Genomic DNA, 20,552 nt, shown 5'->3' with positions numbered 1-20,552 from the left:
AAGCTGTTGAGTCGTTTTAAGTGTAATTCGGGGCAGAATTGGTAAAGAGAGTCGTGTAAAATATCGAGTTCGCACATTTTGTTGTCTGATTATTGATTTTTGGCGAAACCATTTGATCATATGACAAGATGTGTATCTACCTTAACTTAATGATTTTGATAAAAATCATTAGGGGATTCATCAGGATTAAGTTTTGTATTCTGTTTTAACTCTTTAGGTACAACCAAATGAACTTTTGATTTTTCCAAAGTGTAGATTGTATAACCGTTTTTCATGTTTGTATGAGTAAGAACCTTGATATTCCTACGTTTATATTGCAATGAATCAGGATCAATAGATTGTTTTTTCTCCATAATTTCAGATGCTATATCAATCATTTCTGCTAAATAAGCTTTTTCCAATTGGATTTCTGTTTGTGTCATGGAAAATATATTTTGCGAATAGAACAATAAAAAAATAACAGATAATTTCGAAAGGATTTGTTTAAAATTTTCCATATATTCTTACTCCTGAAGATGTTCAAAGGAAATAAAGCAAAGATACATCGTTTTCTTTTTCCTGATTCGAGTGATGTTGCCCATCTAAGAAATGTTCTCCTTGAGATCTATACTATTTTCCAGTATTCAAATAAAGATATATTAAATTCGGATGCGGTGCAATAAATTGAATATTTATTGCGTTTTAGCGCTTGAACGAGATAAGGCGCACGAATAATTGATGTCAAAATGAGAGATAAAAAAGAGACCTTTCAATGAAAGGTCTCTCTTCATAAAACAATGTTATATGAATAATTTGTAAAAAATCTCCAAAATTATGCAGGATTTGGGTGTTTGCAAATTAAAATAACTTATTTTGCCTTCAATTTTTAACCAGTCAAATTTACCATTTTTGCGCCGTAAAGCCCCGTTCTTCAGGTTGGGGATATAGCTTTTTTGACTTTTTCTCTTGCCCACTCTTCGTATTGGGAAGTTTGATTTTTAACTGGTTTTAAATTCATTTTGCTATGATATTCTGTTTAAGGTTTTTATTATTATACCTAATGAATGTTTAAATTGGGGTGTTCACGCAAAAACACATTGACTGCTTTAAATCCGTATGTGGTACTGTGGTGATGGTTATTTTATTTTCTGATATTTCAAAAGCTTGCGGCTCTCTTGTCCAGACAAGTGATTTGGGATGGAATGTGTGCATTATTACTCCTGAGTAATGAGACTGTATTATAGTAAAGATTTCATACATATTGAAAAACAAGCGGTAGGATTTTGAGAAAAATTTGCAAATTATTTTTTCAAATCCCTTGAGCTTAACCCTAGGTTAAGCTTTAACATGATGTCCATTCAATCTCAATAAAAAATAAGGACATCTTATGAAATTACATAAATTCACCCGCTCATTGTTGCTTTTAAGTTTAGGCATAACCGCTTTTGCTCAAGCACAAACACTTTCTATGGAAGTGTGGAAAAGCCCGACTTGTGGCTGTTGTAATGAATGGATCAGCTATATGCAGAAAAACGGTTTTGAGGTTAAAGTCAACGAAACAGGCAATTATGATGCTCATAAGCGCTTTAACATTAAATATGAACATGCTTCTTGCCACACAGCCGTGATTGATGGCTATGTGATTGAAGGACATGTACCTGCTGAGGATATCAAACGTTTACTCGCAGAAAAACCCGATGCAATAGGCTTGTCTGCACCGGGAATGCCAATTGGTTCACCAGGTATGGACGGTGAAGCATACGGCGGACGCAAAGATCCTTATGATGTTGTTTTGATTAAGAAAAACGGTGAAAGTGAAGTGTTTAAATCCTATAACCAATAGGGGGGGGAAAGAATGAAACGTCGAGATTTTTTACGTTATGGAATTGGAATTAGCTTAGCCAGTAGCTCGCTTTATAGCCTTGCGAATATGATGAACCACGCACAACATGGCAATATGGCGATGATGCATTCAGTACCTACTGGCCTAATGCCAACTGAGGCAATGCCTTCAGGTTTATCGCTTAATGGGATATTACCAAAACTTGCTAATCAATCGACTCAAGCTGGACTGTTCAAAGCCACTTTAAAAGCAGAGCCAATTAAAATTCGCCTCGCAGACAATAAAGAAACGGAATTTTGGGCTTATAACGGACAACTACCAGGGCCACAAATTGAAGTATTTGAAGGCGATGCCGTAGAAATTGAATTTATCAATCACCTACCACAACCCTCAACAGTACATTGGCACGGCTTAGATGTACCAAATGAAGCGGATGGTAACCCGATGGATATGGTTGAACCGCAAGGGAAAAAAGTCTATCGCTTTACGCTACCTCAAGGCAGTGCTGGGACATATTGGTACCACCCTCATCCACATGACCATGTTTCCGAACAAGTCTATAAAGGCTTAGCAGGCACTTTCGTTGTTAAAGCGAAAAATGATCCGCTTGCACACCTTCCTGAACAACATTGGGTGATTTCCGATCTGCGTTTAAATGCCGATGGCACCATTCCAGCAAACACGATGTTAGATTGGATGAACGGTCGTGAGGGTGAATTTGTGTTAATCAACGGTCAATATCAGCCCCAGATTCAAGTGAAAACGAATGAAAGAATCCGTCTTTGGAATGCCACTAGCGCTCGTTATTTTCGTTTAAACATTCCAGGGGTGAAATGGATTGTGGTGGGTACCGAAGGTGGTTTACTTGAAAAACCTCGCTCGCCTGTTGATGAACTGCTACTTACACCAGCCGAACGCGTTGAAGTGATTATGGTGGGTGAAACGCAAGGAACAGTCAATTTACAAAGCGGTTATTATGATCGCCGTAAGATGATGGTGCAAGAACAGCCTAAAGATCTCACTTTAGCCACAATTCAGGTGAAATCAGAACCTGTTCAGTTACCTGAAAGCTTAAGGTCCTTCCCTAACTGGGATGAGCCAAAGCAGGTTCGCCAAATTCGCTTTAGTGAAAAAATGATGAACCATACGAATATGCCAATGATGAATCACGGTACACATCACGCTACTACAACACCAACGGACAACCCTATTCCACCAATGATGAATGGTATGTTCTTAATCAACGGTCAAACCTTTGATATGAACCGTATTGATTTTGTTGCCAAATTGAATGAAGTGGAACAGTGGGAAATTTTCAATGAAAGCCATATGGATCATCCGTTCCATTTGCACGGCACTCAATTTGAAGTGATTCAACATACATTAAACGGCAAAACCTTCAAGCCAGAAGGCAGGGCGTTAAAAGATGTAGTCAATTTGCGCCCTTATGAAAAAGTGATTATTCGCTTTAAGCAAGGACACACTGGGTTGAAAATGTACCATTGCCATATTTTGGAACATGAAAATCTCGGTATGATGGGGATGTTTAAAGTGGAATAGTGGTATCTAACCATAAAAATAGAGGGATTTTCGTGAAAATTTGTAAATCGCGAAAATCCCACTGCGTATTGATAATCTTGTACCAATACAATTCAGAATGGAATGTTATCATCAAATGCGTCCATTGGTGGCTCAGCTTGTGGAGCTGGCGCAGATTGTGCTGGACGAGATTGATAGCTTGGTTGTGGTGCTGATTGTGCTGGTGCATAACCGCCCATCTCTTGATTACGTCCACCTAACATTTGTAAGTTATCACCTTGGATTTCAGTGGTGTAACGATCTTGGCCGTTGTTATCTTGCCATTTACGGGTTTTTAAGCGGCCTTCAACATAAACTTGCGAACCTTTGCGTAAGTATTGCCCCGCAATTTCCGCTAAACGACGATATAACACGATACGGTGCCATTCGGTCACTTCACGACGTTCGCCTGTGTTTTTATCTGTCCAGCTTTCACTTGTTGCCACGCTGATATTCGCTACCGCTTCGCCATTTGGCATTGTGCGGATTTCAGGATCATTACCTAAATTACCCACGATGATTACTTTATTAATACCTGCCATAGAATCCTCTATATTTTAGAAATAAGGTGAAAATTTTTGGCTATTTTGCCTTAAAAGAAACAAAAGATCCATAAAAATTAACTGGATATTTGCACAGATATTGAAATATGCGATAATGATCGCAATTTTTGAATTTATTTTCTTAAGGCAATCGCTTTTTTTATGGATACTATCGACATTCGTGGGGCTAGAACTCACAACCTTAAAAACATCAATTTAACCATTCCGCGTGATAAATTAATTGTGATTACAGGTTTGTCCGGTTCGGGCAAATCTTCTTTAGCATTTGATACGCTTTATGCAGAAGGGCAGCGCCGTTATGTGGAATCGCTTTCTGCTTATGCGCGTCAATTCCTTTCTTTGATGGAAAAACCGGATGTGGATTCGATTGAGGGATTGTCGCCGGCGATTTCTATTGAGCAAAAATCCACTTCTCATAACCCGCGTTCAACAGTGGGCACGATCACAGAAATTTATGATTACTTGCGTTTGCTGTTTGCTCGCGTAGGGGAGCCGCGTTGTCCGGAGCATGATGTGCCATTAACCGCGCAAACCATCAGTCAAATGGTAGATAAAGTCCTAAGCTTGCCTGAAGAAAGCAAAATGATGCTGCTTGCGCCTGTGGTGAAAAACCGTAAAGGTGAGCATGTTAAGCTGTTAGATAGCTTAGCGGCACAAGGTTATATTCGTGCAAGAATTGATGGTGAAATCTGTGATTTATCTGATCCGCCTGAACTTGCTTTACAGAAAAAACATACCATTGAAGTGGTAGTGGACCGTTTTAAAGTGCGGTCAGATTTAGCCACACGTTTGGCTGAATCCTTTGAGACAGCTTTGGAGCTTTCTGGTGGTACAGCGGTTGTGGCTGATATGGATAATCCTAAAGCTGAAGAATTAGTTTTCTCGGCAAACTTTGCTTGTCCGCATTGTGGCTATTCTGTACCAGAATTAGAGCCTCGCTTATTCTCATTTAATAACCCAGCAGGGGCGTGTCCAACTTGTGATGGCTTAGGTGTTCAGCAGTTCTTTGATGAAAGCCGAGTGGTGCAAAATGAAAGCATTTCCCTCGCAGGCGGTGCGGTGAAAGGTTGGGATCGTCGCAATTTCTATTACTACCAAATGCTTACCTCGTTGGCGAAACATTATAAATTTGATATTGAAACGCCATACGAAGATTTGCCACAAAAAATTAAAGATATTGTGATGCACGGTTCAGGCAAGGAAGAAATTGAATTCCAATACATGAACGACCGTGGTGATGTGGTGATTCGCAAACATCCTTTTGAAGGGATTTTGAATAACATGGCGCGCCGTTACAAAGAAACGGAATCCATGTCTGTACGCGAAGAGTTGGCGAAAAATATCAGCAACCGCCCTTGTGCAGATTGTGGTGGCTCGCGTCTTCGTCCAGAAGCTCGAAACGTGTATATCGGTAATATTAACTTGCCACAAATTTCAGAGAAAAGCATTGGTGAAAGCCTTGAGTTTTTCCAAGGGCTTACTTTAACCGGTCAAAAAGCACAAATTGCAGAAAAAATCCTGAAAGAGATCAGAGAGCGGTTAGAATTTTTAGTGAATGTAGGCTTAAATTATCTTTCCCTTTCTCGCTCAGCCGAGACCCTTTCGGGCGGTGAAGCGCAACGTATCCGTCTTGCGAGTCAGATCGGTGCGGGCTTAGTGGGCGTCATGTATGTGTTGGATGAGCCTTCTATCGGTTTGCATCAACGCGATAATGAGCGTCTGTTAAATACGCTGATTCATTTGCGTAATTTGGGCAACACCGTGATCGTAGTGGAACATGATGAAGATGCCATTCGAGAAGCCGATCATATTATTGATATTGGCCCTGGAGCAGGTGTACACGGTGGCCAAGTGATTGCACAAGGCACAGCCAAAGAAATCATGGCGAACCAAAATTCGATTACGGGTAAGTTCTTATCGGGTGAAGAAAAAATCGAAATTCCGAAAAAACGAACCGCACTTGATAAAAGCAAACTTTTAAAATTAAAAGGTGCGACAGGGAACAACCTGAAAGGCGTGAATTTAGAAATTCCAGTGGGATTATTTACTTGTATCACAGGGGTGTCAGGTTCAGGCAAATCAACGCTAATTAATGATACGTTATTCCCATTGGCACAAAATGCTTTAAATCGTGCGGAAAAAACGGATTTTGCGCCTTATAAATCCATTGAAGGCTTGGAATATTTCGACAAAGTGATCGATATTAACCAAAGTCCGATCGGTCGTACACCTCGTTCTAACCCGGCGACTTACACCGGTTTATTCACGCCAATTCGCGAATTATTTGCGGGCGTGCCAGAAGCGCGTGCGCGCGGTTATAACCCAGGCCGTTTTAGCTTTAACGTACGTGGTGGTCGTTGTGAAGCATGCCAAGGTGATGGCGTGCTAAAAGTGGAAATGCACTTCTTACCGGATGTGTATGTGCCTTGTGATCAATGTAAAGGTAAACGTTATAACCGTGAAACCTTGGAAATCCGCTATAAAGGCAAAACTATTCACCAAGTATTAGATATGACAGTAGAAGAAGCACGCGAGTTTTTTGACGCGATCCCAATGATTGCACGTAAATTGCAAACCCTAATGGATGTCGGCTTGTCTTATATTCGTTTAGGTCAGTCTTCTACCACACTTTCAGGTGGTGAGGCACAACGTGTTAAGTTAGCAACAGAGCTTTCAAAACGCGATACAGGTAAAACCCTTTATATTTTGGATGAACCGACAACTGGTCTGCATTTTGCCGATATTAAACAACTCCTCGACGTGTTACATCGCTTGCGCGATCAAGGCAATACTATCGTGGTGATTGAACACAACTTAGATGTGATTAAAACCGCAGACTGGATTGTGGATCTTGGTCCAGAAGGGGGCAGTGGCGGCGGTCAAATCATCGCGACAGGCACACCGGAAGAGGTCGCCAAAGTTAAAGGTTCGCACACTGCGAGATTCTTAAAAGACATCTTAACAAAAGGCTAGAAAAATTAACCGCACTTTTGAACATCATCAAAGTGCGGTTATTTTTTGGATGTTTTTAACGCTTGCTACTGAACGGTGGTTTGGCAAACCAAATTACGACAACCAAGGACATAAATGTTATCGCAGAAATTAAGAAGATTTCATTGGCACCCATAATAAAGCCTTGAGCGGTGATTTGTCTGGCAATATATGATGCCGTTTGTTCTTCGCTTAAACCAACACTTCCCATCGTTTGGAAGAATTGTTGGGAAATCGGATTATATGGATTAATGACTTCCATGAGCTGCGTGTGATGTACGGCTTCGCGGTTATACCACATAAATGTCGTGAGAGATGTGCCTATTGAGCCGGCAAGGGTTCGTAGGAAATTAAATAAGCTCGACGCTGAAGCCATTTTTTCGGGCGGTAAACCTGAAAGGGTAATGGTTGTCAACGGCATAAAGAAACAGGCGACCGCTAACCCTTGCACAAATTGCGGTAATGCGACATCCATAAAGGTCATTTCAGGTTCAAAGGTCACGGCTCGCCAATAAAAGGTGAGCGCATAAACCATAAAACTGACGGTGATTAAAATCCGCATATCAATTTTATTGCCAAATTTCCCGATAATCGGTGCAAGTAGAATCGGCAATAATCCCACTGGTGCAGCCGCAAGCCCCGCCCAGGTGGCGGTATAGTTATAAACCTGTTGGAGCAAAAGCGGGATGAGCACGACCGTTCCTGAATACACCAAGAAAGCAAGGCTAGTCGAAACACAACCGACGGTGAAATTTCGGGATTTGAATAAGGAGACATCCACAACTGGATTATCGTCTGTGAGTTCCCAAATGATGAGGGCGATTAAACCTACTGCTGCGATAATGGTGAGTACCACAATTTCAGTGGAGTTAAACCAATCTAGCTCGCGACCTTGATCCAGCATCAATTGCAACGCACCTACACCGAGTGCTAACAAAATCAGCCCAATAGTATTAACTGGTTGATGAGAAATTCTACTTTCTCGGCCTTCTAAAAGTTTCCAACTGATTAAGACAACGGCAAGCCCAATCGGGACGTTGATAAAGAAAATCCAACCCCAATGAATATTATCGCTGATCCAACCGCCTAAAATAGGCCCACAAATCGGGGCGACGACGATCGTCATTGACCAAAATGCCAATGCCATTCCGCGTTTTTCAGGCGGGTAGTTATTTAATAATAAACTTTGAGAAAGGGGGATGATTGGGCCGGCTACCGCACCTTGAAGGACCCGAAAAACGATCAGCATTTCCAAGCTATTCGCAATACCACAAAGCCAAGAGGCTAGCACGAATAATAGCGTCGCGATTAAAAATAACCGCACTTCACCAAAACGTTTTGCCAGCCAGCCTGTAATCGGAATCGAAATCGCATTGGCCACACCAAACGAGGTAATCACCCATGTACCTTGGCTAGACGAGGCACCTAAATCACCTGCGATGGTAGGAATGGCGACATTGGCGATGGTTGAATCCAGCACAAGCATAAAAGTAGCAAGGGAGAGTGCCAATGTCAGGATTGCCAACGCTCCGCCTTGTAGTGGCTTAAAATGAGATTGTGGCATACCAGAACCTAATAGCTATTATTGCGAATAATAGATTCGATCAAATTATTGACTGCTCTTTCATCATATTGCAGCACATTCGTAGAATAAAGCGTTGTCGCTGGCGCTTGGTTACGCAAGGTTTCACCTTGGCTATCACTAATATTCACTTTTACGGTGGCAGAGAGCCCAATGCGTAATGGATTTTCAGCCAGCTGTTGCGGATCTAATTGAATTCGTACCGGCACACGTTGCACCACTTTGATCCAGTTACCCGTCGCATTTTGAGTGGGTAATAATGAGAATGCACTGCCTGTACCCATTTCGATTCCCACCACTTTTCCATCAAAAGTTTTATCTTTTCCGTAGAGATCGAAGTGAATTTTAACCGGTTGACCAATTCGCATATGAGTTAATTGTGTTTCTTTGAAGTTAGCATCTAACCACATTTGATCGGTAGTCACCACTGCCATTAATGCCCCGCCAACAGAAACCGCTTGCCCCACTTGTGCATTGCGACGAGCCACATAGCCTTTAATTGGGCTGCGGATTTTTGTACGTTCTAAATTCAACCAAGCTTGTTTCAAATTACTGACCGCACTTTGAATTTGCGGCTGTTCACTTAAAGGCCCGTCTAGCAATAAGGCTTGATTGGCCTCAAGTTGGTTTTGTGAAGTCGTTAAGTTTGCTTTGGCGAGCTCAACCGCTTCTTTGGCGTGTTGGAAAGATTCTTTATCAATCGCCCCATCTTTCACTAATTGCACACGACGGTTCAAGTTTCCTTGTGCTTGAGCAAGGGTAATCTCATTCGCACGAACGGCCGATTTTAATTGTTTTACGGTGTAATTTAGTTGCGAAACTTGGCGAACCACATTGGCTAAATTGCTTTTGGCTTGCTCAAAACTCAATTTGGCATTGGTATCATCCAGTTCTAATAACACGTCACCAGCTTGTACGGGATCCATATTATCGACATTAATTTTCGAAATATTCCCCGCTACTTGTGCTGATACCATCACCTGATTACCGCTGACATAGGCATCTTCCGTTTCTTCAAAGCCTTTAATAAAGAAAAACCAATAAGCGGCAGAACCGATCGAAATCAAAAGAAGCAAAAGAATAAAAATAGAAAGCCCTTTTTTACGTTGTTGAGATTTATTATTTGAAGAGTTTTGTGTATCTGTTTGTTGATCGGACATAATGCAAGCCTTATCGGAAAAATGCTGAAGTAAAAAGGCTTCAGTCTATAAAATATGAATGTTTGTTCATTATGAACGTGAATTAGAATTATTTCAAGAATGACCTTACTTTAGCACACAAAGTGCGGTCAAATTTAGTGATGTTTTTTCATTAAGCCATTTATTCCAAGCAAAATCAAACTTATCCAAATAGGTACATAAGTGACGTAATCAGATGGGAAAACTGGCGTATTAAGCCAGAATATTGCAATTAAAAAAAGCAAGGTGGGTTCCAGATAACTGAGTACAGCAAATATACTGATGGGAATTTGTTGGCTCGATTTTAAATTGGCAGATAAGCCAATTGCACTGACTAAACCTAATGCAGGTAATAAATACCAATATCGACTTTCATTCATCACAAAAGAAAATTGCTGTTCTTGTATGATCAAATAAATAAGGCAGGGAACGGCAATAATACATGTATCTAGCGTAATGCCTTGTAAGGGAGGTATTCTCATTGCTTTACGGCTTAAATAATAATAGGGATAAATTAAACATACCCAAAGGCTACTCCATGAAAAGGTTTGGTTGTGCCATAACTCATGTATCACACCCAACGCTGCAATACATAATGCAATAATTTGAATAATCGAAAGTGTTTCTTTCAGCCAGAGTCGACCAAGTAATGCCATAACTAATGGGTATAGAAAATATCCCATCGCAATATTCACTCCCTCGCCATTAACGGGTGCCCACATAAATAACCAAAATTGGCTACCTGCATCGAGTGTACCAAGCAAAAACAGCATCCAACGTTTTTTGTCTTTGCCTAAGGTTTCATTGACTAATTTTGATAATGAACGACAACCCACTGTAGGGAAGATAATTAAAAATAACCCGAAGACCATCATCACCATTCGCCAAGCAAACACATCTGTGCCGCTAAGTGGCTGTAGCCATAAACTGAATAAATACAGCAGGCCAAATAAAAATTGTGAGATGATTCCTAGAAAGATACCTTGAGCCATTTTTATCATTTTCTTACGTTGAATAACATCATTATAAAAGTCTGGCGTGGTAAATTTTCTCAATATAGAATAATTTACGATTATTTTTCTCAAGTTTTAGTGTTCTTTAGTATTTATTTTCAAGGATAAAAAATGGAACTAGATAAATTAGATCGAGATATTTTGAATATTCTCCAACAAGACGTAACCTTACCATTAAAAGAGCTCGCTGAAGAGGTTCATAGCTCGGTAGCAACTTGCCAGCGTCGAATTCAATTACTGACAGAGAAAGGTGTAATTACTAAACAAGTTGCGATCGTATCGCCAAAGGCAGTAGGTAGAGGTATTAGTGTTTTTGTGATGGTGGAAATGGATAACCAACATTCCTGCTTTCAAGAATTATTTGAGCGAAAAATGCGCCAAGAAACCGATGTGGTGAGCTGTTATGAGATTTCTGGTGATTATGATTTTATGTTGCTTATTCATGCTGAAAGCATGGAAAGTTACCATTCATTTACCCGCCGTGTCCTAACCGGTGAATATCATGTTCGAACTTATAAAAGCTTATTTGTGATGAACTTTACTAAAGCAGAGAGTGGGATCTTATTGTAAGTGTAAGAATTAAAGAAAATCCTTTGCTAAGCTTAGCAAAGGATTTTTAAGAAGCGCGATTATCTTGGTAATGCTGTTGTTTTTTTCAATGTGATATATCCCAAAATCGCAGAAACAGTAGAACCTAATAAGATGCCTAAGCGAGAAAGGGAATTAATGCTTTCTCCCGCATCCGCATTAAATGCAAGACTTGCTAAGAACATAGACATAGTAAAACCAATACCGCATAAAATGGCTACAGCAAAAATTTGTTTGAAGTTAATGCCTTGTGGAAGTTTTGCAATACCAAGTTTAACGGAAAGGTAACTGAAACCAAATACGCCAAGAGGCTTTCCTAGAAGTAATCCAAGAGAAATCGCAAGCAATAATGGTGATGTCAGCATGCTGAAATCAATACCATCAAAGCTTACCCCTGCATTGGCAAACGCAAATAATGGTAAGATAACAAAGGATGACCAAGGGGCAAGAATATGCTCAAAATCATGTAATGGAGTTTCACCATTTTTACCTTTCAATGGAATGCAAAATCCGATAATAACACCCGCAAGAGTTGCGTGTACGCCTGATTTTAATACGGAAGCCCATAAGATGGTTCCTACTACCATATAGGCGCAAAGAGCGGTCACTTTTAAGCGATTTAATGCGATAAGCACAACAATAGCAATCGCAGCAAAGATCAGTGCCTGTACACTCAATCCGTGTGAGAAAAATAGTGCAATGACGACAATCGCACCTAAGTCATCAATAATGGCTAAAGCAAGTAAAAAGATTTTTAATGGGAGCGGTACTTGTTTACTTAATAGTGCCATGATACCAAGTGCAAAGGCAATGTCTGTTGCCATTGGAATTGCCCAACCATCGGCTAAAGTGGGATCTTGTTGAGTAATCAAAACGTAAACTAATGCTGGAATAACCATGCCTCCCACGGCTGCAATAGCTGGGAAAATGGCTTGTTGATAGCTTGAAAGAGCCCCCTCAAATAACTCTTTTTTGACTTCCATTCCGACTGAAACAAAGAATACAGCCATAAAACCATCATTAATCCAGTGGATTAAAGTTTTATCAATTGAAAAAGATCCGACTTTAATGCTAACAGGTAAATTTAAAAAGTCATTATAGGTTTGATTGAGTGGTGAATTGGCCAAAAGCATTGCGACCACTGCTGATAAAAGTAATAAAATTCCGCCAGCTGATTCCAATTTGAAAAAACGCTGAATTTGTTGAGTCAAACTCAGTTTATGCATTTATTCTCTCCTAAAAAATAATAAAAAACGAATACAGTTTGGATACTATCATAAATTTACTGATTTTTGGGAAATGCTATCCGTAAATATTCGTTAATCGAGCTCTTTATTTAGCTAAAACGATGATTTTTTGCATATTTTTGCTTCCACATTTGGAGTTAATCGTCATTTAGAGTAGAATTCAAAATTCATTTATTCGTCGAGACTGCTTATGTTTTCAAAAAAAGATATTATCGTATTAGGTATGATGATTTTTGCCTTATTTTTAGGCGCAGGAAATATCATTTTTCCTCCGATGGAAGGTTACACCGCGGGTAACCAATGGGCAACAGCCTCCATGGGGTTTATAATAACTGGTGTGTTAATGCCATTTATCACCTTAGTTGTGGTATCGGTATTAGGACGTGGTGAAGAGCTAACAAAGGATTTACCCAAGTGGGCAGGCGTATCCTTTTTAACTATTCTTTATTTAGTCATCGGTTCAACCTTTGCAATGCCTCGAATTACTAATGTCGCTTATGAAATGGCATGGTTACCATTGGGGCTCGTTGAAGATAGTGCGACGACACGTCTTATTTTCTCTGTGATCTTTAATATTATCGCCATGGGATTCATGATTCGCCCAAGTACCATTATTTCAACAGTAGGTGAAGTGATGACGCCGGCATTGTTGGTATTATTACTCGTTGTTGGGATCACGGTTTTTGTTTCACCTCTTTCTGACATTGTTGCTCCGTCGCAGACTTATGCCGAGAATTCAGCATTAACCACAGGATTAATTAGTGGTTATCAAACCATGGATGTACTGGCTGCGATTGCCTTTGGTGGCATTGTTGCACGGGCGTTGTCTGCAAAAAATGTGACCAATCCACAAAAGATTGTTCAATATACGATTTTAGCGGGTTTTGTATCTGTCATTTTATTAGCTTGTCTATATTTTGCCTTATTCTACTTAGGGGCGACTTCTGATGCTGTGGCACAGGGTGCAACAAATGGTGGCCAAATCTTCTCTCGTTATGTGAACAGTTTATTTGGCACGGCGGGAACCTGGATTATGGCGGGTATTATTACTTTAGCAAGTCTAACCACATTAGTCGGTGTAACCAGTGCTTGTGGCGATTACTTCTCTAAATTCTCTACGCGTTTTTCTTATCCATTCTGGATTGTTTTCTTCACAACGATGACGATAATTATTTCACAGTATGGTTTAACTAAATTACTTCGTGTGACAATTCCAGCATTGTTGTTAATTTATCCAATGGCGATTATGTTGGTGATTTTACAACTTATGCGTAATAAGCTATCTTCTATCCGATTGAGTTATTATGTCACTATTTTAGTAACAGTTTGTTTTAGTTTAGTTGATAGTTTAAAAAACTTAGACATGCTCCCGGAAGGCGTGCATCAAATAATGACTCATTTCCCGCTCTATTCACAAGGGCTCGCATGGCTTGTACCTGCATTATGTACTTTAGTGCTTTCCATGATATTTGGGAAAACGAGTTCAAAATAACAAAAATGCCGACAATGATTTGTCGGCATTTTTTATATTAAAGTGCGGTCATTTTTTCACGCGTTTTTAGGCGGCAAGACGTTGTCTCACAATTTCAAATAAACATACGCCAGTCGCAACGGAAACATTCAGAGATGAAACAGAACCCACCATTGGAATACTAATGAGTTGATCACAATGTTCACGCGTGAGACGACGCATCCCTTCACCTTCGGCTCCCATCACCAAGGCTAGAGAACCCGTGAGTTTACTTTGGTAAATGGTTTCTGTTGCTTCGCCAGCTGTACCCACCACCCAAATATTATGGTTTTGTTGTAGATCTCGCAAAGTACGCGCTAAGTTAGTGACGCGAATTAATGGCACAGTCTCCGCAGCACCACAAGCCACTTTACGTGCGATAGAAGTGAGTTGAGCGGATTTATCTTTTGGTACGATAACAGCACTCACACCAGCTGCATCCGCAGTACGTAAACAGGCTCCTAGGTTATGGGGATCCGTCACACCATCAAGCACCAATAAAAGAGGATTTTGTTTACGAGTAAGAAGTTCATCCAGATCATGTTCATTCAGCTCTTTTGCTTCTTGCACACGAGCAATCACACCTTGATGCACTTCACCGTTGGATTTTTTATCTAATGTTTGACGGTTTACAAATTGCACCGCAATACCTAAAGCATAGAGCTCATTGAGTAAGGGTTGCAGGCGTTTATCTTCACGGCCTTTCAGTACAAAAACTTCAATTAAACGTTCAGGACTATTTGCTAAAATGCTGTTTACAGCATGGATACCATAGATATTTTCTGACATAGGGTTCTCTTGTTTATTATTTTTTGTCATTATCCTCCCTCTTTAGCAAAGAGGGGCCTGGGGAGATTGGGTAAAAATATTATTTCTTCCGTTTTCTAGTCGGTTTCTTCGAAACATCTTTATTTTTGACCGCACTTTTACGTTTCTTTGACGCCTTAGGTGGCAGTTCCTTAAAGACTTTTTTCGATTTTTGTTTAGCTGTTTTTCCCACACGACGAGGTTTTCTCGCACTTTCGACTAAACTGAAATCCACCATTTTTTGTTCTAAATGAACAGCGACTACGCGAATTTTGACTTTATCGCCAAGGCGATAAATCATACCACTATTTTCACCGATCAAACGTTGTTTTGCCGCATCAAATTGATAGTAGTCGTTATCTAAAGTAGAAATATGGACTAAGCCATCAATGAATAAATCATCTAAACGAACGAATAAGCCAAAGCCCGTTACAGATGAGATCACTCCGCTAAATTCAGCACCCACGTGATCTTGCATATATTCACATTTCAGCCAATCTGCTACTTCACGAGTGGCATCATCGGCACGGCGTTCTGTCATCGAGCAGTGATCGCCTAATAAATCCATTTCATCAAAGGAATAATGATAGCCGCCAGTATCCGTCGTTTTACGTTTAGCGCCTTTTTCTTTTGCTAATAAATACTTAATTCCACGGTGAAGAGTTAAATCTGGATAACGACGAATCGGGGAAGTAAAGTGTGCATATTCCTCTAAAGCCAAACCAAAGTGACCGATATTATCCGCATGATAAACCGCTTGGCTTAATGAGCGAAGTAACATAGTTTGAATGAGTTCGTGATCCGGGCGATCTTTCACTTGTTCTAACAATTTCGCATAATCTTTTGTGGTCGGTTTCATGCCGCCTTCAAGGCTTAAACCGCATTCACTTAAGAATGCACGGAAAGATGTCAGTTTTTCTTCGCTTGGTGTGGCATGAATACGATAGAGTGCAGGCTCTTTATGTTTTTCCATAAAGTTTGCCGCTGCAATATTCGCAAGAATCATGCATTCTTCAATGATTTTGTGCGCATCATTTCGCACAACAGGTTCAATGCGATCAATTCGTCCCATGGCATTGAAAATAAATTTGGTTTCAATGGTTTCAAAATCAATCGCACCACGTTGTTTACGGGCATTGAGTAATGCTTGATAGAGATGATGTAATTCTTCTAAATGTGGTACTAGCCCTTGATAGCGGGTGCGGAGCTCATCATCGCCGTCTAAAATCGCCGCGACTTTTGTATAGGTTAAACGTGCATGAGAATTCATCACCGCTTCATAAAAACGATAGTCCGTGAGTTTACCTTTGGCAGAAATGTGCATTTCACACACCATACACAAGCGATCAACTTGTGGATTCAGTGAACATAATCCGTTGGATAAAATTTCCGGTAGCATTGGTACGACACGATTTGGGAAGTAAACGGAGTTACCTCGATTATAAGCTTCTGTGTCTAGTGCAGAACGCAAACGCACATAATAGCTGACATCGGCAATTGCTACCCAAAGCTTCCAGCCTTTACCACTTTTTTCGCAATATACGGCATCATCAAAATCGCGTGCATCTTCGCCATCAATGGTCACCAGTGGCAGATTGCGTAAATCTACACGGCCTTTTTTTGCTTCTTCAGGCACTTCTTCCGTGAATTTTTTAACGTATTTTTCGACCGCACTTGGGAATTGGTGAGGAATGTCATGATTACGAAGAGCAATCTCCACTTCCATTCCTTTTGCCATATTGTCACCCAGAATTTCGGTGATGATGCCAACTGGTTGAGTAAAGGAGGCAGAGCGTTCCTGCAATTCAACCACGACAACTTGCCCCATTCGGGCCCCATTGCGATGTTCATTAGGGACTAAAATATCTCGTCCGATACGACTGTCATCAGGCACCACATAGCTAAAACCATTTTCTAAGAAGAAACGGCCGACAATTTGTTTTTTACGACTTTCAAGTACACGAACAATACGGACTTCACGACGACCACGGCGATCCACGCCTGCAGGTTGGGCTAATACAAAATCACCATGCATTACGCGTTGCATTTGGTGATTAGGAATAAAGAGATCCTCTTTTTTGCCTTCGACTTGTAAAAAACCATAGCCTTCGCGATGGCCAATAACTATGCCTTTGAATAAATCTAATTTTTCAGGCAAGGCATAGCGTTTACGTTTAGTGAAAACTAACTGTCCATCATTCTCCATGGCACGCAAGCGACGACGCATGGTTTCTTGTTGTTCGTCACTTTTAATTGAAAGTGCGGTCAAAATTTCTTCCCGACTCATCGGGGCATTATTTTCACGAATAATTTGCAGAATGTAGTCTCTGCTTGGGATCGGATTACCATATTTGGCTAATTCTTTTTGATAATTCGGATCCGCTTTTTTAAAAGATTTTTTGGTCATTTATTATAGTTTATTTTATGATTAATTTTTTAAGTTGTGGGGTAGTTTACAGGTTAAAGGGGGGAATGCAAGCTCGTTATAGGGCGTTTGTGGCAGGACGGTTTACGGCAAACAAAAACCGCACTAAAGTGCGGTTTATTTTTAAGCTGTTTTAATGCTTTAATTACGCTAATTTTTTGATTTGAGCAGCTAATTTAGCTTTGTGGTTTGCTGCTTTGTTAGCGTGGATTAAGCCTTTAGAAGCCATACGGTCAACAACTTTTTGCATTTCAACGAATGCTGCTTCAGCTGCTGCTTTTTCACCTGCTGCTACTTGAGCATATACTTTTTTGATGTAAGTACGCATCATAGAGCGTTGGCTTGCGTTGTGTTGGCGGCGTTTTTCAGATTGAACCGCGCGTTTTTTTGCTGACTTGATATTAGCCAAGGTCAAACTCCTAAAATTTCTGTTAGATGATTATGACAAAATAAGGGCGTAGAATATGCCGATTTTTTATACTTTTGTCAATGAATAATTTGTGTTGATTTCGGTGAGACACAACCGAAAGTAAGCATCGTTATTTAAAAAAAGCGCTTTCTATTGGCTCACACAAACGATGTGGGCAGGATTTTATCAGTTTTTTTCGTTGGAATATAGCGTAAAAACAAAAATTCTATACAATTAAGGCAAATTTTTTTGAAGAGCCCCCTATTTTGAGTAAACGACTTTTAAAATCCGGTATTATCGTGAGTGGGATGACATTAGTCTCCCGTGTGTTAGGTCTAGTCCGCGATGTGGTAATAGCACATTTGATCGGTGCAGGCGCGGCGGCAGACGTGTTTTTATTCGCTAACCGTATCCCAAACTTTTTACGTCGTTTATTTGCGGAAGGGGCATTTTCTCAGGCTTTCGTCCCCGTATTAGCTGAATATCAAAAATCGGGCGATCTTTCTAAAACCCGTGAATTTATTGCGAAAGTATCAGGTACGCTAGGCGGTTTAGTCAGTATTGTCACCTTGCTTGCTATGGTGGGATCACCTGTTGTGGCGGCGATCTTTGGGATGGGCTGGTTTACCGATTGGCTAAATGACGGACCGGATGCGCACAAATTTGAACAAGCGTCTTTACTCTTAAAAATTACTTTTCCTTATTTATGGTTTGTCACCTTCGTGGCACTTTCTGGGGCGATTTTAAATACGATAGGCAAATTTGGCGTGATGTCGTTTTCGCCTGTTTTACTCAATATCGCGATGATTGCGACCGCACTTTTCCTCGCACCAAGATTAGACAATCCCGATCTTGCCCTTGCTATCGGGATCTTCTTAGGTGGTTTATTACAATTTTTATTCCAAATTCCTTTTTTGAAGAAAGCAGGCTTGCTCGTCAAGCCAAAATGGGCATGGCATGATGAAGGGGTAGCCAAAATCCGTCGATTGATGATTCCTGCCTTGTTCGGGGTTTCAGTGAGTCAAATCAACTTATTGCTTGATACGGTCATTGCTAGTTTCTTAATGACGGGATCTATTAGTTGGCTTTATTATTCTGATCGTCTATTAGAGTTTCCACTTGGGCTATTTGGTATCGCAATTTCCACGGTGATTTTACCGACACTTGCTCGCCATCATGTGAATCGAGAAGATAATTCTTCCCAAAGTGCGGTTGATTTTCGCAACACCATGGACTGGGGCGTACGAATGATTTTATTACTTGGTGTGCCGGCTGCAATTGGTATTGCCGTGTTAGCCCAACCGATGTTACTGGTATTGTTTATGCGTGGTAGTTTTACCTTAACAGATGTGCACGCAGCCTCTTATTCTTTATGGGCATTCAATGCCGGTTTGCTTAGCTTTATGCTGATTAAGATCTTGGCTAACGGTTATTACGCACGCCAAGACACCAAAACCCCCGTGAAAATCGGGATCATCGCTATGGTGAGTAATATGGGCTTTAATGTATTGGCGATTCCATTTAGTTATGTGGGCTTGGCGATTGCTTCTGCCATGTCAGCAACCTTAAATACTTATTTGCTTTATCGTGGTTTAGCTAAAGAGGATGTATACCATTTTTCACGTAAAAGTGCGGTCTTTTTTCTGAAAGTTTTAGGTGCAGCCTTAGCCATGGGCGGTTTGGTTTGGTATAACTGCCCACCGATTCAAGAATGGGCAGCCATGACATTTTTAATGCGTATCTATTGGTTGGTTTGGTTAATTGGACTGGCTGCGGTCGTTTATTTAGGCGTATTGGTGCTATTAGGTGTTCGTAAACACCATTTACTGACAAAACATTAAGTTACCGCTATAATGCACCGATTATTTTTCGTTTTTTGGAATAAGATGTAATGCAATTAATTCGTGGGCTTCATAATTCACAGCCATATTTGTCAGGGTGCGCATTAACCATTGGCAATTTTGATGGGGTGCATTTGGGGCATCAGGCGATTTTGCGTCATCTTCGTCAGAAAGCGAATGCGCTGAATTTACCTATGGCGGTGATGCTTTTCGAACCACAACCGCGCGAATATTTTATGGGCGACAAAGCGCCCGCGCGCTTAATGCGATTAAGAGATAAGTTGCATTATTTAGCTGAGGCGGGTGTGGATGTGGTCATCGTCGCGAAATTTGACCGCACTTTTGCTGATCTTCCGGCAGAACAATTTATTGAAGATTGGCTTGTGTGCAAATTAAATGTAAAGTTTCTCAGCATTGGCGATGATTTCAAATTTGGTGCGAAACGTTTAGGCAATTTTGCGATGTTGCAACAAGCCGGAAAGCGGTTTGGGTTTGAAGTAGAAGACAGCCGCACCTTCTGTTTAGATGAGTTGCGTATTAGTAGCACCGCTATTCGTGAAGCATTGGCTAAAGATGATTTACAGCATGCGCAAAATTTACTCGGCAAGCCTTATCGTATTTTCGGTCGTGTGATCCACGGCAATAAATTAGGCCGAACCATTGGTTTTCCTACTGCGAATGTTCGCTTACATCGCCAAGTGAATCCCGTAAAAGGGGTTTATGCGGTGAAAGTGCGGTTAAAATCAGGCGAGATTTTTAACGGCGTCGCTAACATGGGAAAACGCCCAACCATTAACGGTACGATACAATTATTAGAAGTCCATTTATTTGATTTTTCTCAGAATATTTATGGGCAAATGGTCGAAGTGGAATTCTGCCAGAAGATTCGAGATGAGATAAAGTTTCCTTCTTTTGAGGCGTTGAAAGCTCAAATTGAACAAGACGTAAAAACAGCAAAAGCATTTTTTGCAAAATAGAATTATATTGAAATATAAAAT

General features: G+C 40.6%; 16 protein-coding genes. 7 read left to right on the top strand and 9 right to left on the bottom strand.

The features are described 5' to 3' along the window. Window positions 1-146 precede the first annotated feature (146 nt). A complete protein-coding gene (locus tag ACXVWB_RS10250; protein ID WP_289902478.1) occupies window positions 147-497 on the bottom strand; it encodes a hypothetical protein in 351 nt (116 codons plus the stop codon). Between the two features lie 869 nt (window positions 498-1,366). On the opposite strand from ACXVWB_RS10250, the gene ACXVWB_RS10245 reads away from it, so the two are divergent. Both ACXVWB_RS10245 and ACXVWB_RS10240 read left to right on the top strand, forming a co-directional pair. Next, complete coding sequence (locus ACXVWB_RS10245) at window positions 1,367-1,822, top strand: DUF411 domain-containing protein (RefSeq protein ID WP_005612095.1); 456 nt, start codon at window positions 1,367-1,369, stop codon at window positions 1,820-1,822. A 12-nt stretch (window positions 1,823-1,834) separates the two neighbouring features. After that, on the top strand, window positions 1,835-3,382 hold the full coding sequence (locus ACXVWB_RS10240; RefSeq protein WP_003783725.1) for a multicopper oxidase family protein: 1,548 nt from the start codon (window positions 1,835-1,837) through the stop codon (window positions 3,380-3,382). A 92-nt stretch (window positions 3,383-3,474) separates the two neighbouring features. Here ACXVWB_RS10240 and ACXVWB_RS10235 read toward each other — a convergent pair whose 3' ends face one another. Continuing rightward, window positions 3,475-3,942, bottom strand: a complete 468-nt coding sequence (locus ACXVWB_RS10235; protein WP_005698907.1) for a single-stranded DNA-binding protein — start codon at window positions 3,940-3,942, stop codon at window positions 3,475-3,477. Between the two features lie 162 nt (window positions 3,943-4,104). Between ACXVWB_RS10235 and uvrA the strand changes: the two genes are divergently transcribed. Continuing rightward, window positions 4,105-6,936 (top strand): excinuclease ABC subunit UvrA, encoded by a 2,832-nt coding sequence (gene uvrA, locus ACXVWB_RS10230; protein ID WP_289902479.1) that lies wholly within the window; start codon window positions 4,105-4,107, stop codon window positions 6,934-6,936. Window positions 6,937-6,991: 55 nt separating this feature from the next. Here the strand turns inward: uvrA and ACXVWB_RS10225 are convergent, their stop codons facing one another. The 3 genes from ACXVWB_RS10225 to rarD all read right to left on the bottom strand — a co-directional run bounded on the left by ACXVWB_RS10225 (window position 6,992) and on the right by rarD (window position 10,715). Next, a complete protein-coding gene (locus ACXVWB_RS10225) occupies window positions 6,992-8,518 on the bottom strand; it encodes a DHA2 family efflux MFS transporter permease subunit (protein ID WP_289902480.1) in 1,527 nt (508 codons plus the stop codon). Window positions 8,519-8,526: 8 nt separating this feature from the next. After that, window positions 8,527-9,696, bottom strand: a complete 1,170-nt coding sequence (locus tag ACXVWB_RS10220) for an EmrA/EmrK family multidrug efflux transporter periplasmic adaptor subunit (RefSeq protein ID WP_289902481.1) — start codon at window positions 9,694-9,696, stop codon at window positions 8,527-8,529. Window positions 9,697-9,830: 134 nt separating this feature from the next. Further along, window positions 9,831-10,715 carry an EamA family transporter RarD gene (rarD, locus tag ACXVWB_RS10215; protein ID WP_289902482.1) on the bottom strand — a complete coding sequence of 295 codons (885 nt, stop codon included), beginning with the start codon at window positions 10,713-10,715 and terminating at the stop codon, window positions 9,831-9,833. A 123-nt stretch (window positions 10,716-10,838) separates the two neighbouring features. Here rarD and ACXVWB_RS10210 point away from each other — a divergent pair, with 123 nt between their 5' ends. Further along, complete coding sequence (locus ACXVWB_RS10210; RefSeq protein WP_126469775.1) at window positions 10,839-11,297, top strand: Lrp/AsnC family transcriptional regulator; 459 nt, start codon at window positions 10,839-10,841, stop codon at window positions 11,295-11,297. A gap of 59 nt (window positions 11,298-11,356) precedes the next feature. Here the strand turns inward: ACXVWB_RS10210 and nhaA are convergent, their stop codons facing one another. Beyond that, the gene (nhaA, locus tag ACXVWB_RS10205; protein WP_458485352.1) at window positions 11,357-12,541 is read right to left on the bottom strand and encodes a Na+/H+ antiporter NhaA; all 1,185 of its coding nucleotides are present in this window, start codon (window positions 12,539-12,541) and stop codon (window positions 11,357-11,359) included. 211 nt (window positions 12,542-12,752) lie between these two features. On the opposite strand from nhaA, the gene brnQ reads away from it, so the two are divergent. Next, window positions 12,753-14,054 carry a branched-chain amino acid transport system II carrier protein gene (brnQ, locus tag ACXVWB_RS10200; protein ID WP_289902484.1) on the top strand — a complete coding sequence of 434 codons (1,302 nt, stop codon included), beginning with the start codon at window positions 12,753-12,755 and terminating at the stop codon, window positions 14,052-14,054. 66 nt (window positions 14,055-14,120) lie between these two features. On the opposite strand, the gene rlmB is transcribed toward brnQ, so the two are convergent. The 3 genes from rlmB to rpsT all read right to left on the bottom strand — a co-directional run bounded on the left by rlmB (window position 14,121) and on the right by rpsT (window position 17,713). Then, complete coding sequence (rlmB, locus tag ACXVWB_RS10195; protein ID WP_289902509.1) at window positions 14,121-14,861, bottom strand: 23S rRNA (guanosine(2251)-2'-O)-methyltransferase RlmB; 741 nt, start codon at window positions 14,859-14,861, stop codon at window positions 14,121-14,123. Window positions 14,862-14,940: 79 nt separating this feature from the next. After that, window positions 14,941-17,286 carry a ribonuclease R gene (gene rnr / locus ACXVWB_RS10190; protein WP_289902485.1) on the bottom strand — a complete coding sequence of 782 codons (2,346 nt, stop codon included), beginning with the start codon at window positions 17,284-17,286 and terminating at the stop codon, window positions 14,941-14,943. Between the two features lie 163 nt (window positions 17,287-17,449). Then, window positions 17,450-17,713: a 30S ribosomal protein S20 gene (rpsT, locus tag ACXVWB_RS10185; RefSeq protein WP_005695217.1), complete on the bottom strand. Its 264-nt coding sequence runs from the start codon at window positions 17,711-17,713 to the stop codon at window positions 17,450-17,452. Window positions 17,714-17,979: 266 nt separating this feature from the next. On the opposite strand from rpsT, the gene murJ reads away from it, so the two are divergent. Both murJ and ribF read left to right on the top strand, forming a co-directional pair. Then, window positions 17,980-19,554, top strand: coding sequence for a murein biosynthesis integral membrane protein MurJ (gene murJ / locus ACXVWB_RS10180; RefSeq protein ID WP_289902486.1), 1,575 nt, complete (start codon window positions 17,980-17,982; stop codon window positions 19,552-19,554). Window positions 19,555-19,604: 50 nt separating this feature from the next. Continuing rightward, a complete protein-coding gene (gene ribF / locus ACXVWB_RS10175) occupies window positions 19,605-20,531 on the top strand; it encodes a bifunctional riboflavin kinase/FAD synthetase (protein ID WP_289902487.1) in 927 nt (308 codons plus the stop codon). The last annotated feature ends 21 nt before the right edge of the window (window positions 20,532-20,552 follow it).

This window comes from Haemophilus sp. SZY H53 (assembly GCF_054332375.1).
Note: the sequence above shows the minus strand (reverse complement) of the source record. Positions and strands in the feature narration are given on the sequence as shown.

What these genes read in the sequence shown, in the direction of transcription:
- ACXVWB_RS10235 (WP_005698907.1), bottom strand. Translation starts at nt 3,942, where the DNA reads ATGGCAGGTATTAATAAAGTAATCATCGTGGGTAATTTAGGTAATGAT.
- ACXVWB_RS10245 (WP_005612095.1), top strand. Translation starts at nt 1,367, where the DNA reads ATGAAATTACATAAATTCACCCGCTCATTGTTGCTTTTAAGTTTAGGC.
- brnQ (WP_289902484.1), top strand. Translation starts at nt 12,753, where the DNA reads ATGTTTTCAAAAAAAGATATTATCGTATTAGGTATGATGATTTTTGCC.
- uvrA (WP_289902479.1), top strand. Translation starts at nt 4,105, where the DNA reads ATGGATACTATCGACATTCGTGGGGCTAGAACTCACAACCTTAAAAAC.
- ribF (WP_289902487.1), top strand. Translation starts at nt 19,605, where the DNA reads ATGCAATTAATTCGTGGGCTTCATAATTCACAGCCATATTTGTCAGGG.
- rnr (WP_289902485.1), bottom strand. Translation starts at nt 17,286, where the DNA reads ATGACCAAAAAATCTTTTAAAAAAGCGGATCCGAATTATCAAAAAGAA.
- nhaA (WP_458485352.1), bottom strand. Translation starts at nt 12,541, where the DNA reads ATGCATAAACTGAGTTTGACTCAACAAATTCAGCGTTTTTTCAAATTG.
- ACXVWB_RS10220 (WP_289902481.1), bottom strand. Translation starts at nt 9,696, where the DNA reads ATGTCCGATCAACAAACAGATACACAAAACTCTTCAAATAATAAATCT.
- ACXVWB_RS10240 (WP_003783725.1), top strand. Translation starts at nt 1,835, where the DNA reads ATGAAACGTCGAGATTTTTTACGTTATGGAATTGGAATTAGCTTAGCC.
- ACXVWB_RS10225 (WP_289902480.1), bottom strand. Translation starts at nt 8,518, where the DNA reads ATGCCACAATCTCATTTTAAGCCACTACAAGGCGGAGCGTTGGCAATC.
- ACXVWB_RS10210 (WP_126469775.1), top strand. Translation starts at nt 10,839, where the DNA reads ATGGAACTAGATAAATTAGATCGAGATATTTTGAATATTCTCCAACAA.
- rarD (WP_289902482.1), bottom strand. Translation starts at nt 10,715, where the DNA reads ATGATAAAAATGGCTCAAGGTATCTTTCTAGGAATCATCTCACAATTT.
- ACXVWB_RS10250 (WP_289902478.1), bottom strand. Translation starts at nt 497, where the DNA reads ATGGAAAATTTTAAACAAATCCTTTCGAAATTATCTGTTATTTTTTTA.
- rlmB (WP_289902509.1), bottom strand. Translation starts at nt 14,861, where the DNA reads ATGTCAGAAAATATCTATGGTATCCATGCTGTAAACAGCATTTTAGCA.